Annotated in this window: 15 protein-coding genes; 10 read left to right on the plus strand and 5 right to left on the minus strand. The window is 60.6% G+C overall.

From position 1 onward, the window contains the following. The first annotated feature begins 14 nt into the window (after nucleotides 1-14). Nucleotides 15-848, plus strand: a complete 834-nt coding sequence (rnc, locus tag GSQ81_RS18635; protein WP_158912104.1) for a ribonuclease III — start codon at nucleotides 15-17, stop codon at nucleotides 846-848. A 2-nt stretch (nucleotides 849-850) separates the two neighbouring features. After that, nucleotides 851-1,678: a signal peptidase I gene (lepB, locus tag GSQ81_RS18640; protein ID WP_254060289.1), complete on the plus strand. Its 828-nt coding sequence runs from the start codon at nucleotides 851-853 to the stop codon at nucleotides 1,676-1,678. Between the two features lie 3 nt (nucleotides 1,679-1,681). Here lepB and GSQ81_RS18645 read toward each other — a convergent pair whose 3' ends face one another. After that, nucleotides 1,682-2,407, minus strand: a complete 726-nt coding sequence (locus GSQ81_RS18645) for a DUF5995 family protein (RefSeq protein WP_254060290.1) — start codon at nucleotides 2,405-2,407, stop codon at nucleotides 1,682-1,684. Between the two features lie 253 nt (nucleotides 2,408-2,660). On the opposite strand from GSQ81_RS18645, the gene GSQ81_RS18650 reads away from it, so the two are divergent. The 6 genes from GSQ81_RS18650 (at nucleotide 2,661) to GSQ81_RS18675 (ending at nucleotide 9,892) form a co-directional block, all read left to right on the plus strand. Continuing rightward, the gene (locus GSQ81_RS18650) at nucleotides 2,661-3,920 is read left to right on the plus strand and encodes an alpha-amylase family glycosyl hydrolase (RefSeq protein ID WP_158912105.1); all 1,260 of its coding nucleotides are present in this window, start codon (nucleotides 2,661-2,663) and stop codon (nucleotides 3,918-3,920) included. Between the two features lie 102 nt (nucleotides 3,921-4,022). Further along, nucleotides 4,023-4,358 carry a hypothetical protein gene (locus GSQ81_RS18655; protein ID WP_158912106.1) on the plus strand — a complete coding sequence of 112 codons (336 nt, stop codon included), beginning with the start codon at nucleotides 4,023-4,025 and terminating at the stop codon, nucleotides 4,356-4,358. 35 nt (nucleotides 4,359-4,393) lie between these two features. Further along, nucleotides 4,394-5,374, plus strand: coding sequence for a TIGR00730 family Rossman fold protein (locus GSQ81_RS18660; RefSeq protein WP_158912107.1), 981 nt, complete (start codon nucleotides 4,394-4,396; stop codon nucleotides 5,372-5,374). 126 nt (nucleotides 5,375-5,500) lie between these two features. Next, nucleotides 5,501-6,673, plus strand: coding sequence for a PHP domain-containing protein (locus GSQ81_RS18665; RefSeq protein WP_174237977.1), 1,173 nt, complete (start codon nucleotides 5,501-5,503; stop codon nucleotides 6,671-6,673). 17 nt (nucleotides 6,674-6,690) lie between these two features. Next, a complete protein-coding gene (locus GSQ81_RS18670) occupies nucleotides 6,691-7,905 on the plus strand; it encodes a glycosyltransferase (protein ID WP_158912108.1) in 1,215 nt (404 codons plus the stop codon). Between the two features lie 49 nt (nucleotides 7,906-7,954). Further along, nucleotides 7,955-9,892, plus strand: coding sequence for an ABC-F family ATP-binding cassette domain-containing protein (locus GSQ81_RS18675; RefSeq protein WP_158912109.1), 1,938 nt, complete (start codon nucleotides 7,955-7,957; stop codon nucleotides 9,890-9,892). On the opposite strand, the gene GSQ81_RS18680 is transcribed toward GSQ81_RS18675, so the two are convergent. Continuing rightward, nucleotides 9,889-10,641, minus strand: a complete 753-nt coding sequence (locus GSQ81_RS18680; RefSeq protein WP_158912110.1) for a metallophosphoesterase — start codon at nucleotides 10,639-10,641, stop codon at nucleotides 9,889-9,891. The two genes, GSQ81_RS18675 and GSQ81_RS18680, sit on opposite strands and share 4 nt — an antisense overlap. Nucleotides 10,642-10,715: 74 nt before the next feature. Then, nucleotides 10,716-11,540, minus strand: coding sequence for an ABC transporter ATP-binding protein (locus GSQ81_RS18685; RefSeq protein ID WP_158912111.1), 825 nt, complete (start codon nucleotides 11,538-11,540; stop codon nucleotides 10,716-10,718). A 158-nt stretch (nucleotides 11,541-11,698) separates the two neighbouring features. On the opposite strand from GSQ81_RS18685, the gene GSQ81_RS18690 reads away from it, so the two are divergent. Both GSQ81_RS18690 and GSQ81_RS18695 read left to right on the plus strand, forming a co-directional pair. Then, entirely contained in the window at nucleotides 11,699-13,150 is a 1,452-nt protein-coding gene (locus GSQ81_RS18690; RefSeq protein WP_158912112.1) for a hypothetical protein, read from the plus strand. A gap of 66 nt (nucleotides 13,151-13,216) precedes the next feature. Next, the gene (locus tag GSQ81_RS18695; protein WP_158912113.1) at nucleotides 13,217-14,173 is read left to right on the plus strand and encodes an NAD-dependent epimerase/dehydratase family protein; all 957 of its coding nucleotides are present in this window, start codon (nucleotides 13,217-13,219) and stop codon (nucleotides 14,171-14,173) included. Between the two features lie 3 nt (nucleotides 14,174-14,176). Here GSQ81_RS18695 and GSQ81_RS18700 read toward each other — a convergent pair whose 3' ends face one another. Together GSQ81_RS18700 and GSQ81_RS18705 are read right to left on the minus strand one after the other, a co-directional pair. Continuing rightward, nucleotides 14,177-15,223, minus strand: coding sequence for an arabinan endo-1,5-alpha-L-arabinosidase (locus GSQ81_RS18700; protein ID WP_158912114.1), 1,047 nt, complete (start codon nucleotides 15,221-15,223; stop codon nucleotides 14,177-14,179). Nucleotides 15,224-15,408: 185 nt separating this feature from the next. Then, nucleotides 15,409-15,543: a hypothetical protein gene (locus tag GSQ81_RS18705; protein WP_254060324.1), complete on the minus strand. Its 135-nt coding sequence runs from the start codon at nucleotides 15,541-15,543 to the stop codon at nucleotides 15,409-15,411. Nucleotides 15,544-15,563: the final 20 nt, after the last annotated feature.

The following is a 15,563-nucleotide window of genomic DNA, read 5'->3' on the forward strand; positions in this document are numbered from 1 at the left end:
GTTGTACGGACGACATGACGACGCGCCGCAAAAAGACTGCACGTCCACTCGCAAGTCAGGTGGTATCGACCCTGTTCGACCACCGCTTCCAGCAGCCCGACCTGCTGACCTGGGCCCTCACCCATCGTTCTCTCGCCTACGAGACCAATCCCGAGACCTCGCCCGACCCCCGCTCCGACAACGAGCAGTTGGAGTTCCTCGGCGACGCCATCCTTGGCCTTGCTGTAGCCGAATCCCTCTTTCGCCGCTTTCCCGGCTCCCGCGAGGGTGAACTCACCCGCCTCCGCGCCTCCCTTGTCAGCCGCCGCCATCTCGGCGAGGTGGCCACCCGCATCGCCCTCGGCGATCTCCTCCTCCTCGGCCGGGGAGAAGAGCAGAGCGGCGGTCGTCAAAAGCCAGCCCTCCTCGCCAATGCCATCGAGGCCGTCATTGCCGCGCTCTACCTCGACGGTGGCCTCGATGCCGCGCGCGCCTTCATCGAGAAACACATCATCGAGCCCGCTCTACCTGAGCTGAATCTCGCGCTCAAGGCAGGCGACACCTTCAGCGGAGCCATCGGCGACCACAAATCCGCATTGCAGGAGTACTTGCAAGCCAGCGGGGCCGGTCAGCCCCAGTACGTGCTCACCGCCCAAAGTGGGCCTGACCATCAAAAACGCTTCCGCGTCGAAGTTCGCATCGAAGATAGTGAAGGTGCCTCCATCGCACTCGCTGAATCCGAAGGGAGCACCAAGAAACAGGCCCAGCAAGAGGCCGCCCGCATCGCCATTGAACGCCTTCTCTCCGAAAAGCGCTCCATCGAGGACGATATTGTAAGAGGTTCCACTAAGGATGGCTTCGAGGTATAGAAGTGACTCAACCCGCCATCGACTCCAACCCGTCCACCGATCCCGGCACTGCCATTCACAGCGTTCCTACGCCCGTTCGCCATCATCATCCGCATCACGGTAATGAAGGCATTCTGCCTGCGGTACAGTCGCTGTTCGCCATCATGGTGACCGCGATCTTCATTATCACCTTCATCATTCAGCCTTTCCGCATCCCCTCCGGCTCGATGGAGCCAACCCTCCTCGTCGGCGACTTCCTTCTGGTCAACAAGCAGATCACCACGCCCGGCGTCTCCGGCTGGATCTTCCCCGCGCCGCGCATCCATCGGGGAGAGGTCGTCGTCTTCCACTATCCCGTCAACCCCACCATGCATCTGGTCAAGCGCGTCGTCGGCCTCCCCGGCGACCGCATCAAGCTGCGCGACGGCCGAGTCTACGTCGACGACAACCCACTCTCCGAACCCTATGCCGTCTACCGACCCAGCGCTCCCGATGGCTACCGTGACAACTTTCCCCGCCTGCAAAGCACCGACCCCGACGTCGACTCCCGCTGGTGGATCAAGATGCATACCCTGATCCACGACGGCGAGCTCACCATCCCTCCCGACAGCTACTTCGTCCTCGGCGACAACCGCAACGACAGCGAGGACAGCCGCTACTGGGGCTTCGTTCCCCGCAACGCCATCGTAGGTGAGCCCCTGCTCATCTACTTCTCGCTACAGCAGCCGGCAGCCAGCGAGATCGCCATGACTCGCTCCTCCCACGCGCTGGTGCTGCACCGCCGCTCCAGCGCGGTAGACGCCCTAGCCGACTTCGCCCGCTGGGACCGGACCTTCCAGATCGTCAAATAGCCCTCAGGCGCACCGCAAAATAGCGCGTCCCACCACTCCAGTCATCTGATCTTGAGCCCCCAGCGCAACCGTCAAAGCAGCCCCACTCAGCCCTCTCAAAGAATTTCCAAAATCCCAAGCCAAGTCCCGGGCTTTGCAGATATTCCAAAAGGCCAGCACGCGCCCAATCTTCCCGGTGTCCTGTGCCGCCAGCCCCAGAATCCCCACCGCCAGCATCTGCAGAGCGGCAGGCATCACGTCGTTTAGCAACCCATTCACTGCCTCGTAGTCCACCCGCTGCGGACTTCCATCATCCGGCATCAGATTCATCTCGCGGTCGGTCTCCAATAGTGCCAGCGCCAGATCATGGTTGATGTGCGCATTCATCCCCGCCAGCGCAAAGAGAATGCGGTCGATCCCCGGCGCATAGCGGGCCTCCATCAGCGCACACCACGAGCTGGCCGTATCGTCCGACCCTTCCAGAAACCCGGCAACTGCCCGGAAGTAAAACCCGGCAAAGACCACATCCAGCCGTAACAGCCAATTGGCGTCCTTCCAGCCTCCTACCGGCGGACTGAAGTCCACCTCCTTCGTCACCATCATGTACAACCGGTTAAACCACTTCAGCCCATCTCCATCGGCCAGCAGATCATCGATCTCCTGCATCACCCGCAATACGTCGTCGATCGTCCCCGGCGCAGAGCCGCTCACAATCGCGTACAAAGGCTGGTCAGCAGCGGCAACACTCACAGGCACCTCCTCGTTCACGCCAGAAGTATAGCCACAACACCAACGCAATGGTCTATTGCAGACTCAAAACCACGTCATCTCGACCGGAGCGAAGCGAAGTGGAGAGACCCCTGTATTTTGCCCTGGCCATTGTTGTTGCTCGTTTTCGCCATGAAAACCCCGCTACGGCCAAGCCGTTTCCGGCAAAGCTCCGTCTTTCACTCAGGTCGATTTTTTTGAAGTGAAGAATCACTCGCGGTAGCATCTCTCTAACATGCCGATTACCCGAACCAAAGCTCTTTTGGCCCTTTCGCTTGCCTGCATCGTCACTCTTTCCGCGTCAGCACAGATGCTCGCCCGTCCCGGCTGGGCCGGTTTCGGTCAAAAATCCGAGGCATGGTGGAAGCACTCGATCATCTACGAGATCGATCCCCACAGCTTCACCTCCGAGGGCCTCCACGGCATCGACCAGCGTCTCGACTACATCCGCTCCCTCGGCGCCGACGCCATCCTCCTTACCCATATCGCGCCCGACGCCACCCATCCTCAATCGCTCGACCCGGCCATCGGCACCCTCGACGATCTTGACACCCTCAGCCGAGAGGCCAGCACGCGCAATATGCGTATCCTGCTCGACTTAGGCACGCCACCCGCAGGGACCGATCTCAACAGCCTCGCCCGCCTCTGGCTCAACCGCGGCCTCGCCGGCTTCCGCATCGCCGACCCCCAGCAGGCCGACCAGCTCCGCAAGATCACCGGCTCCTACATCGGCGAGCGCATCGTCATCGGCGACCTCGACCCCTCCAACAGCCACCAGCAGCCCCAGCTCCTGCTCGATCCCAGCCTCGCCAAGCTCAATCAATTCAATGCCGCAACCCTCCGGCCTGCCGTCGAAGCCATCCTGTCCAACCCGAACTCTCTCCTGCTCGCCACTGACGGTCCAGACATTGCCCGCAGCGCTACCCGCTTCGGCGATCCCCAGCACGGTCTCGAGCAAGGCAAAGTCCTGGCCGCCCTTCTGCTCATTAACCGCTCCTCTTCGCTCCTCTACTTCGGTCAGGAGATCGGTCTTGCTGCTCCCACCATGCAGTGGGGAACGCCCGTAGCGCCAACCCCCGAACATGCCCGCAGGCCCCTCCACCCCGCACCCGCCAACGATCCCATCAGTGTGGCCGCACAGGATGCCAACCCGGCATCGGTCCTAAGTTGGTATCGCCAGCTCAGCGCCATCCACCACAGCAATCAGACGCTCAACTCGGCTCCCGCCACCGTCTTCGACCACGACGCTCAAAACGTCCTCACCTGGGTACGCAAGCCATCCGACGCCTCACTCAAGAATCCGGCGGTCGTGGTGGTCTGCAATCTCTCGGCCCAACCGGCCCATGTATCCCTCAAAGACGACATGCAGAAGCTCCATCTGAAGGGCAATTTCCTGCGCACGCTCCTCCGCTCCGACAGCGGCATGGGTCCCATGAGTCTCGATTCGATGACGATTCCGCCCTACACGGTCTACATCGGCCAGCTTCGTTATTAAAAAGAGCAGATTCATCAAAAAGGGTACCCTTGAAGCTACCGCTCCTGCTGCTCGAAAGAGACAACAGGGAGACGCTCTGCTACTGTCAAATCTGGGAGTTAGATGTCTGGAGAACAACAACTTTTTCCGAGTTCTGAACCGCCAGTAAATTCCACGGTAGAAGCCAACGGCGAAGCAGCCAGAAGATCTGCACCCATTTGGCTGCAACGCCTGTCGCTTTTTGTACTGGTGCTGTTCTGCGTTTACCTCGGCGTTCTGGTCATGCTGCTGCCATGGTGGACACGGATCTGGGACCACAACCTGTTCATTCAGGCGCATCCGCCGCTTTCCGCCATCCTGCACAATGGAGCCGTTCGCGGCGTCATCTCTGGCATCGGCCTGCTCGACATCTGGATCGGCATCTCCGAGGCAGTTCACTACCGCGACTATCGGGGATAAAGAAAAATTAGCAAAGGCTGGACAAAAATAAGCCCATGGAAATCCCCAAAGAACTCGATCAAGCTCCCCTCGCCTACGAAAACAGCGATTTTCTGAACTCGCCCGACGGTCGCATGCTGCGCATCATCGCCGAATATCAGGAGCCCATGGCCCGCTTCCGCCGCGAGCGCATCCAGGACACGGTCGTCTTCTTCGGCTCCGCCCGCTTTCGCGCCCTCGACGTGGCCAGCTCTGAACTGGAGCTGCTGGAGAATACAGGCTCCGCTCAGCCCGCGCCGGAGCACGAACAGCCCGCCCGCCCAGAGGAGATCGAAAGCGGAGAAGCCAGCGCCCTGAAGCTTCGTCTCGCCGAAGCAGCCGTGGAGATGGCTGCCTACTACGAAGATGCCCGCAAGCTGGCAGGTCTCGTCTCAAGCTGGGCAAAGAGCTTGCCCGGCCCTCGCCATCGCTTCGTCGTGACCTCAGGCGGAGGCCCCGGAATCATGGAGGCAGCCAATCGCGGCGCCTACGAGGCTGGCTGCAAGACCATCGGGCTGAACATCAAGCTCCCCTTCGAGCAGCATCCGAACCCGTACATCACCCCGGCCCTCAACTTCGACTTCCACTACTTCTTCATGCGCAAGTACTGGTTCGCCTATCTGGCCAAGGCACTCGTTGTCTTCCCCGGCGGCTTCGGTACGCTGGACGAGATGTTCGAGCTGCTGACGCTGGCGCAGACCAAAAAGCTGGCGAAGAAGATCACCATCGTGGTCTATGGCTCGAAGTACTGGAAGAGCGTCATCAACCTGGATACGTTCGCAGAAAAGGGAGCCATTGCGGTCTCCGACCTCGACCTGTTCCAGTTCGCGGACACGCCTGAGGAGGCCTTCGCCATCCTGAAGCAGGGGCTGACTGAGAACCACCTCGAATCGGCCTACGAGCATGAGCAGAGGCTACGCGAGCACCAGCAGGTTCCCAACGAACCGGCCCCCAATGCACAGGAGATGCTGGGTCCGGACATCACCAAAACAAGATAGTAGCCGGTGTAACCTCTCTGGTTACTGAGTTTACAAAAATTGAAGCTCCATTCTCGGTGCAGTCACGGCTGCGTCACACAGCGCCTCCATACTTCCTGACAGGAAGCCTTAAATGGGAGGTAGCCGATGAGCCAGTCGAGTATCTCGTACCTTTGGCGGGAGCCCGAAGCAGCGAAGAGCTTCACCACAGGCGTGTCCCTGCACAGCCACACCAATCAGTCGCAGGAGACGCTGGACTTTATCGCCGAGCTCTCAAAGAACTGGGGCGTCCTTCAACCCCTGATGCGCTGGTGCGAAGACCGCTGCAATCGCCTCACGGGAATCCAGCCCGATTATGCCCGCAGCTACTGGACGCCGCCGCTTACGCCCAGCCTCGCCTTTGACCTCGAGCGCAGCCAGATCGAGGACCGCCTGCAGATGCCGGGCCTGGTCTCGCTCACCGACCACGACGACATCCAGGCGCCGATGCTGCTAAGGTCTGTGCCATCCTCGCGCCACATCCCCGTGTCGGTGGAGTGGACGGTGCCCTTTGGAAAGACGGCATTTCATCTTGGCATCCACAACCTGCCCAGCGCCACGGGAGCACAGTGGATGGAGAGGCTGAAGGCCTTAACCGCGACTCCGGTCGAGACGCGCCAGCCCAATCTGCTGAAGGAGATGTTGGCTGAGCTCGACGAGCTGCCGGGCGTGCTGATCGTCTTCAACCATCCCATCTGGGACCTCTATCGCATCGGCAACGAGCGGCACAACGTGCTGGTCAACGAGTTTCTTGCGGTCAACGGACAGTACATCCATGCCCTCGAGCTGAACGGCCTTCGTGACTGGAAGGAGAACCGCGAGGTATCCGAGCTGGCCCAAAAGTGGAACCAACTGGTCATCAGCGGCGGCGACCGGCACGGCATCGAGCCCAACGCGAACATCAACCTGACCCGCGCTGCCAGCTTTACCGAGTTCGTCCACGAGGTGAGGCGCGAGCGAGAGAGCCACGTGCTCTTCATGCCGCAGTATGCGGAGCCGTGGAAGCACAGGATCCTGCAATCTACGCTGGATGCGATTCGCGATTACCCACACTTTCCCGAGGGCTCTCGCCGCTGGGACCAACGTGTCTATCATCCCGACAGCCGGGGCGTGATGCAGCCCCTCTCCGAGCTGTGGACGACGGGACACGCTCCCCTCTACCTTCGCAGCGTGCTGAGCGCGGTACGGCTGATGGGCGCGGCACCGCTCTCCGGCGGCCTGCGGATGGCATGGAACGATGCAGGAGAGATGCGCGCCGCTCTGGCGAAGCTCGACGCCTGAGCGTTAGTCTGAGAGCGATGCGTGTGCCGCGTGTTGCCTACTTTCCCGATTCGTTCCATGAGGTCAATGGAGTTGCGCATACCAGCCGTAACTTCGTGGCGTTTGCGGAGCGACAGAATCTGCCGTTCCTCTGCGTTCGCGCAGGCGGCAGAACTCAGGCCTTCGAGCAGGCAGGCGAGCTGCGAACGCTAGAGCTGAGCCGCGGCTGGGCGTCGGTCGGTCTTGAAAAAGATCTCGCGTTCGACGCGCTGTTCTGGCGTCATGCCAGTGCGATTCGCCGCGAGCTGGAACGCTTTCAACCGGATGTGATCCACATCACCGGGCCGAGCGAGCTGGGCATGTTGGGCGCTTACTTCGCGTGGAGGCTGAATATTCCGCTCGCCGCATCGTGGCATACCAATGTCCACGAGTACGCCGGGCGGCGCATGAACTGGCTGACGCAATATCTGTCGGAGAGGCAAGGGCTAGCAACAGAGCGAAGCATCGAGGCCGGTGCGCTGCATGTGACGTCGCGCTTCTACCGGCTGGCGAAGATATTGTTCGCGCCCAACGACGAACTCTGCAAGCTGCTGGAGAAGGCTACGGGAAGACCATGCCATCTGATGCAGCGGGGCGTCGATACCGAGCTGTTCTCGCCATCGCGGCGGAGTCGTGCGGAGAACGATGGCAACTTTCTCCTTGGCTACGTCGGGCGGTTGTCCATCGAGAAAAATGTGGCGTTGCTGATACGGGTGGAGCGCGAGCTAACCGCCATGGGACTCGCCGGGGCTCGCTTCGTGATCGTGGGCCACGGCAGCGAAGAGGCATCGCTCCGGGCGGCGTTGACGCGGGCTGACTTTGCTGGAGTGCTGCGAGGTGCGGAGCTGGCGCAAGCGTATGCCGACATGGACGTACTGGTCTTTCCTTCGCACACCGATACCTTCGGCAACGTCGTGCTGGAGGCTCTGGCCAGCGGTGTGCCGGCGGTCGTAACCGGCGACGGCGGCCCGAAGTTCATCGTGCGCGAGGGAGAGACGGGATTTATCGCCGCAGATGAAGCCTTTCCGTCTGCCATCGCAAGGCTCATGCAGAATCGATCCCTGCTGCAAACCATGCGCCACAATGCTCGAACGTATGCTCTGGGATGCAGTTGGGATGCCGTCTTTGAGAAGGTATACGCGGGCTATATGACCGCGTTGCCGTCCGCCGGGTTCGTCGCACCCAATACGGTGGCAGCAGAGCGGACAACATGATTCGGCGAAGATACGGTATGCCGCGTTATCAATGCGAAAATAGAGACAGATGCTCCAACTTTCCGCTGCCGGTAAAAGATTCGGCCCCAAACTACTCTTTGAAGACGCCAACTGGCTGATTACGCCAGACGAGCGCACTGGCCTGGTGGGCGGCAACGGCACCGGCAAATCGACGCTGTTGAAGATTCTGGCTGGCGTAGAGACGCTCGACTATGGCACGCTCACCCGCGTCAAAGGCATGACACTTGGCTATCTGCCGCAGGATGGCCTCGCTCTGCGCGGCAAGACCGTCTTTGCCGAGTGCCTCTCCGTCTTCGACCATCTCCACGCGATGGAGGCGGAATCGACAGCGCTCACGCATACGCTCTCCGAAGCCGACCCCAAGTCGAAGGAATATGCCGCTGCTGCCGATCGCTACTCCGACATCGCCGATCACCTCCACGTTCACGATATCTACACGTTGGATTCGCAGGTGGGAGCGGTTCTGGGCGGCCTCGGCTTCACCAAGGAAGACTGGGAGCGCAAGACCGAGGAATTTTCCGGCGGCTGGCAGATGCGCATCGCGCTGGCCAAGCTGCTGTTGCAGAAGCCGTCGCTGCTGTTGCTGGACGAGCCCACCAACCATCTTGACCTTGAGTCGCGCAACTGGCTGGAGAACTATCTCCACGATTATCCGAACGCGTTTATCCTCATCTCGCATGACCGCTACTTTCTCGACGTCACCGTCAACAAGACGGTCGAGCTCTGGAACAAGCGGATGCAGACCTACCACGGCAACTACGAGAAGTACCTGACGCAAAAGGAAGAGCGCCGTACCCAGTTGATGTCCGCGTTTAAAAATCAGCGCGACCGCATCGAGGCGTTGGAAGCCTTCATCAATCGCTTTCGCGCGCAGGCGACCAAGGCGAAGCAGGTGCAGTCGCGCATCAAGGAGTTGGAGAAGATCGAGCGGATCGAGGTGCCGGAGGAAGAGGCGACCATTCACTTCACCATTCCCCAGCCACCGGCGTCGGGACGGACGGTGATCGACGTCTCTCATATGAGCAAGCACTATGAGCCGAAGCATGTGCTTGAAGATGTGAGCTTCACCATCGACCGCGGCGACCGTATCGCGCTGGTCGGCGCGAACGGAGCAGGGAAGTCGACGCTGATTCGGATGCTGGCTGGCCTCGAGCCGCCGACCAGCGGAGAGATCAAGCTGGGCCACAATGTGCTGGCCGACTACTTTGCGCAGGACCAGTACAAGGTGCTCGACCCGAAGGCGAAGATGCTGGACGACATCGCAGGCATCGCGCCGAAGGTTCCCGTGGTGGAGCTTCGCAGTCTGCTGGGCTGTTTCATGTTTTCGGGAGAAGATGTCTTCAAGCCGTTAGGTGTACTCTCAGGCGGCGAGCGGAACCGCTACGCCATGGCGAAGATGCTGGTTTCGCCTGCGAACATGCTGCTGCTCGACGAGCCAACCAACCACCTCGATCTACGCGCCAAAGACGTTCTGCTCGATGCGATCCGCAACTTTACCGGAACGGTGTTGTTTGTCTCGCATGACCGCTACTTCATCGATGGGCTGGCGACGCGGGTCTTCGAGGTTGAGGACAAGCGCGTGCACATCTATCCCGGCAACTACGAGGACTACCTCTGGCGCAAGCAGGGAGGCCCCGAGAAGGTGATTGCCTCGATAACGCGGGAGCCGGAGCCGGTGGCCGTGGTTGAGGCTCCAAAGGCTGTGGAGACTCCCCAAGCTGCGGTGAAACGGTTGAACCCGATCAAGCTGAGGCAGTTGGAAGATAAGCTGCGGTTTGCGGAAGAGGAGATTCCGCGGCTCGAAGAAGCAATTGCGGCGGCCGAGGAGAAGATGGGCGTGTTCACCTCGGCGGAGGAGTCGCAGCGCACGGCGGCAGAGCTGGAAGAGCTTCGGAGCGAACGTACGAAGCGGCTGGCGGAGTGGGAAGAGCTGGCGCTCATGCTGGAGGAGCAAAGCCTGGCTTAGCGTCCTTCGGTGAGGCGTGCGGCGAGTCGCTCCGGGAGTCCGGCCATCAGGATGCGACCCTGCGAAGCGGTGATGTCGTAAGGAACTCGGTGGAAGATGATGGCCTGCGCTTCAGAGTCGTAGATGGCGAAGGCGGCGCGCCAGTCGCAGTCGCGGGGCTGGCCCACGGAGCCGGGATTGATGAGGTGGCGAGTGCCGGGAGGGATGGGCATGGTCCACGAAGAGGCCTCGTTGATGCGCGGAAGCTGCGGGCGCAGTTCGTGCCAGTCATGGCCTTTTTGCGAGAAACCGCCTTGGATGTGGGTGTGACCGAAGAAGGTGATGCTGGTGGCCATCTGCTGTAGGGGGGCCCAGGCGTCGCGCATGTTGAGGATGTATTGGTCTTCGTTGAGGGGAGAGCCGTGGGCGCAGGTAACTTCCGCCTGTTCAGGTTGGAGCGGTCCCTGCGGTAAACCTTTGAGCCAATTCAGGTTGTCCGGCGTCAGCTCGTCGTGGGTCCAGTGAGCGGCGGCGCGGGCCACGGGATTGAAGCCGAGGGCAGAGGTCAGGCCGCAACAGACGCGGTCGTGGTTGCCGCGCACGGTGAGTTGCGACTTTGGCCGAATCAAATCAATGACTTGGTTGGGACTGGCTCCATAGCCGACCACGTCACCGAGGTTCCACAGAGCGTCGAAGTCGGGTGCGGCGTCGAGGACTGCATGGAGAGCTTCGAGATTCGCGTGGATGTCGGAGAGGATAAGAGCGCGCATTTGCCGGAGTTGACCAGCTTTGTAGTTTAGCGCATTATCGTTTGGCGGTCTGGCGCATTTTTATAAGTAATTCATTATGTTGCGCTTACAGGCGATGCCAAAGGACGGCTTCTGTCGGTGCGCATGGTGGGTGCGGCGGCGATGAGGCTGCGCGTATAGGGATGTTGCGGATGGCGAAAGAGGGTCTCGGTGGAGGCCTGTTCGACGATCTGGCCGTGCTGCATGACGGCTACGCGATCGGCTATTTCGGAGACGACCGCGAGATCGTGGGAGATGAAGAGCATGGAGAGGTTGTGGGTCTGGCGTAGGTCTTTGAGCAGATGGAGGATCTGCGCTTGAACGGTGACATCGAGCGCGGTGGTTGGCTCGTCGGCGATCAGCAGTCGAGGCCGGTTAATGAGCGCCATGGCGATGAGGATGCGCTGACGCTGTCCGCCGGAGAACTGGTGCGGGTAGTCGCGCAGGCGGCGCTCGGGTTCAGGCAAGCCGACCTCGCGCATCGCATCCAGGACTCTTTGCTTGATGGAGCTGGCGGAGATCTCTGGATGGTGCGACTGGAGAGCTTCGGCGATCTGGGCGCCGATACGCATCGAGGGGTTGAGCGCGGTCATGGGCTCCTGGAAGATCATGGCGATGCTGCTGCCGCGATGACGGCGCATGGCGGCTTCCGGGAGTTCCAACAGGGATTCACCGGCAAACTCAATGCTCCCCGTAACTCGCGCGGAGGGGGCAAGAAGTCGGAGAATCGCCAATGAGGTGGCGGATTTGCCGGAGCCGGACTCGCCGACAAGGCCAAGGGTTTCGCCGGGATTGATATGAAAGGAGATGTCCTCTACGGCAGGCTGTTTGCCGAAGGCGATGCTGAGGTCGTGAACGTCGAGCAGGGGCGCGGAGGACATTGCTTGTATGGTAGCTAGATTGACGTGGTTAAATGTGTCCATCCTATAGTTTTTGTGTAGAGCTGACTGGTTTTGAAATCGGTATTTTTGGCTGTGATTGGGTTATGGTGGGGGGACATTGAGTGATGGGTGAACGTCTAACGAGGCGAATGGGGCTTATGAAGAATCTGTGGCTTGGTGTGATGTTGAGCAGCGTGGCTGTGGCAGCAGCCCCATCTGCGTGGGGGCAGATGCACAAGGTCGCCAAGCCGCAGCAGGTGGTGCGGGCGGTGGGGGTCTACGAGTGGACCGGAGATATGGCCAAGCCTACGGCCAGCCGGGTGATCCCGGTATCGCTCTATATCAATGGGAGCCTGCAGGATGCCGGGGTGTATATGTCGCAGCCGGTGCCGTTCGCGCTGGAGACGGGCAATGTCTATGAGCTGGAGAAGGCCGGAATCAGCGACGGCCAGGTGGACCTCGAGTTTGCACGTAAGTTGCAAGAGGCGGATGGGGATGGCGCTGGCTGGTTCGGCTATGGAAGCTTCAAGCCGCTGGCTCCGGTAAAGAAAGCTCCGGCGCTACGTGCTTCCAAGACGTTGCCGGTGATTGTGGGCTCGAAGGACGATTCGCGGCCTCATTTCGGCAAGGCAGATGGAACGGCTGCTCCTGCCGACGGGACGAAGGATAGTAGCGCGTCAGCGAAGCCGGATGCCGGAAGTACGACACCCGACGATTCCGACCGGCCTACGATGATTCGGCGGAAGCCCGATGCGGACAGCAGCGCAACGACGACCGCAACCACGGCAAGTACAGCGAGTGCGAACGAGAACAATCCAGAGGACGATCCCGATCGTCCGACCTTGAAGCGGCGCACGCCTACGGAGGCGAAGAAGGCCAGGGACGAGGCGGAGAGCTCAGGGACGGGAGCGGTGGAGTCGTTGAATAACGATCCTGATCGGCCCAACCTGCACTATGGCCGGCCAGCAGGCTCGTTGACCGAGACCGAGTTGCCGAAGCTGGTGGGGATGCCGTCGAATCTCCACCAGATGGTTGCGGTGTCGGATGCCGTGGACCGTGACCCGCATGATTTTTCGCGGCCATGGGCGGACGCAGCAGAGCGGGCGACGGTGCTAGCGAAGATGGAAACGATGGCGCGGGCGAAGCTGGCGCAGTATGGCGGCACGGCTGTGCCTGCTGCCGCTCCGACGGTTGCGCCAAAGAAGACAACGGTGCATGGCAAAGTGCGGCACAAGGCTGCAGTCGCTGCGCCGCCTGTGGTGGCTTTGCTGGACGAGCAGTTGAAGGGCTATACGCTGAGCTACGGTGGTGCGGCGACATATATCTTCATGGCGCATACCGCAGGTACGGGAGCGGCGCTGCGATATGTGACCGTGGTGGCGCAGGCCGACGATTTAGGAGAGTTGAAGCCAGCATTGCAGACTGTGACCGATGCCACGCATATGGACCGCACGCCCGAGATGGAGTTTGTCGATGTCGTCGATGCCGATGCCAGCAACCGGGCCAGCCTGCTGTTCGAGCTGCGGGCGCAGAACTCACGGCAGTTCGTCCTGTATCGGGTAATTGCGTCCGAGGCGCAGTTGATCTTTGCAGGTGGGTCGATCCAGTAGATTTTTTGTATCGAGTATCTTCTTCCACTGAAAACATCGAGCATCGACGAAGGACGAGGAGAGCGAATGGAAAAAATTGCTTTGTTTGGAGCGGCAGGAGCCATTGGGCAGAGTATTGCCGATGCGCTTCGAGCGAAAGGGGAGCCTTACCGTGTCGTAGGCCGCAACCGGGAGCGGCTGGCAGAGACCTTTGGTTCCGATCCGAACGCGGAGATCGTGACCTGGGACCCGGCAGATGCGGCTTCGGTGCGAGCAGCGGCGCGAAGCGTGGATACGCTGATCTATCTGGTAGGAGTGCCGTATAACCACTTCGAACTGCACCCGCTGACGATGCGACAGACGCTCGATGGAGCGATTGCAGAGGGTGTGAAGCGTGTGGTACTGATCGGCACGGTGTATCCCTATGGCGTGCCGGTGACAGAGAAGGTGAGCGAGCAACATCCGCGCAACCCGCCGACGTACAAAGGCAAGATGCGCAAGGAGCAGGAGGACATGCTGCTTGCAGCACACGCCGCCGGAGAGATAGAAGCGACCGTGCTGCGGCTTCCGGACTTCTACGGGCCGGGCGTGGAGAGCAGCCTTCTCGATGGCATGTTCAAAGCCGTAGCGAATGGAAAGACGGCAGACATGGTGGGGCCGATCGACACTCCACATGAGTTTGTGTTCGTGCCCGATGTGGGAGCGGTGGTCCTCGCGCTGGCGGAGAAGCCAGAGGCATATGGGCGATGGTGGAACCTTGCCGGAGCAGGCGTGACCACGCAGCGGCCGATGGCGGAGCAGGCGTTCGCGCTGGTAGGGCGTAAGCCGAAGATTCGCGTGGTGGGGAAGCTGGGGCTGCGGTTGATCGGATTGTTCCAGCCCATCATGAAGGAGCTGGTGGAGGTGCACTATCTGCAGACGACACCGGTGCTGATGGACGACGCTGCGCTAATCGCATTGTTAGGAGACGTGCACAAGACCTCGTATGCCGAGGGCGTGCGGCTCAGCGTGGAAAGCTACAAAGCCGCCAGCATGAAGGCGTAGCCACTATTGGCCTAGCTGCGCATGTGGCCAGTCGCCTGTCCAGTCGATGGTTGAAAGCTGCATAGAGGGCTTACCCGTCTTAGCATCGTAGGCGTGGAAGACGATGAGGTCGTCGCCCTTGGGATCCATCAATATGCTTTCGCCGCCGGGCCCTAGCCAGCGAGCATTTGCGATGAGCAGCTCCGTGCCGCCGCCTTCGGTAAGTGGCTTGCCGGTCTTATCGAGGTAAGGGCCGGTGACGGATTTTGCGCGGCCCACCATGGTTTTATAGGTGCTCTTCGTGCCGCGGCAGCAGAGGTCCCACGAGGTGAAGAGGTAGTAGTAGTGATTGTGATGGACGATGAAGGGGGCCTCGACTGCCTCCCAGTTCGCTGGCAGATTTGGCGGCGCAGGTTCGGGATTCGCAGGCTTGGCGCGGCGCGCGAGTGAGTAGAGGCGAGTGTCTGAGGTGGAGAGCTTGCCGGTCTTGTCGTCGAGGCGGCGCATCTTGATGCCGTCCCAGAAGCTGCCGAACGCAAGCCAGTCGTGGCCGTGCTCGTCGCGGACGAAGTTGGGATCGATGGCGTTGAAGTTGTCGGCGGCTTTCGATTCGAGGATGAGGCCTTGATCGACCCAGCGATAGTCAGGGCTGGCGAAGTCGAGTGTCTTGTTGGTGGCGAGTGCGATGCCCGAGGTATTTTTGCCGAAAAGAGAGTAGGCGTAATAGAGCCGGTACTCGCCGTTGACAAAGGAGATGTCGGGCGCCCATAACTCTTCGGTGCCGGGGCTGCGCTGGTGAATCCATGCAGGGATGGTACCGAAGACCTGGCCGCAGGCCTTCCACTGATGCAGATCGTTGGAGCAGCGAACTGCAAACTGGCCACCGTCGGGCGCTTTGCCAGTAGCGAAGACGTACCAGGTGTTGCCCTCTTTGATGGTGGAAGGGTCGTGCGTGCCGGGCGCATCTCCGGTGAGCGTAAGCGCCTTTTGCGCGAGAGCTGAGACGGAGACTGCAAGGAACAATGTTGCGGCGGCTAAGTACGACAACCCTCGTCTGCTTTTCTGCCTCATCGATACTCCTTTCGAACCTGTTTAGAATGACAAGGGAACCGGCCCTTCGTTCTTATTGTTCTCCCGCCCTCTCCACAAAACACGTCATCTCGACCGGAGCGAAGCGCAGTGGAGAGACCCCTGTATTTCGTCTTTGCTTGTCCACTATTTTAAACAGGTCCGTACAGCGTTAGTCATAATCAGTCCTACTGGTGTCTGTGCATGGGCCAGCCGAGGTATTTGGTGGCGGCTTCCTGGATGGGGGATGCGACGGTGGCGAAGTTGGCGGCGACGTGGTGTTCGAAGCCGTTCTCGCAGATGTAGCGGAGCAGTTGCTGCATGTTGGGGATCTCGACCACGC

The organism is Granulicella sp. L56, assembly GCF_009765835.1.
Taxonomy (GTDB): domain Bacteria; phylum Acidobacteriota; class Terriglobia; order Terriglobales; family Acidobacteriaceae; genus Edaphobacter.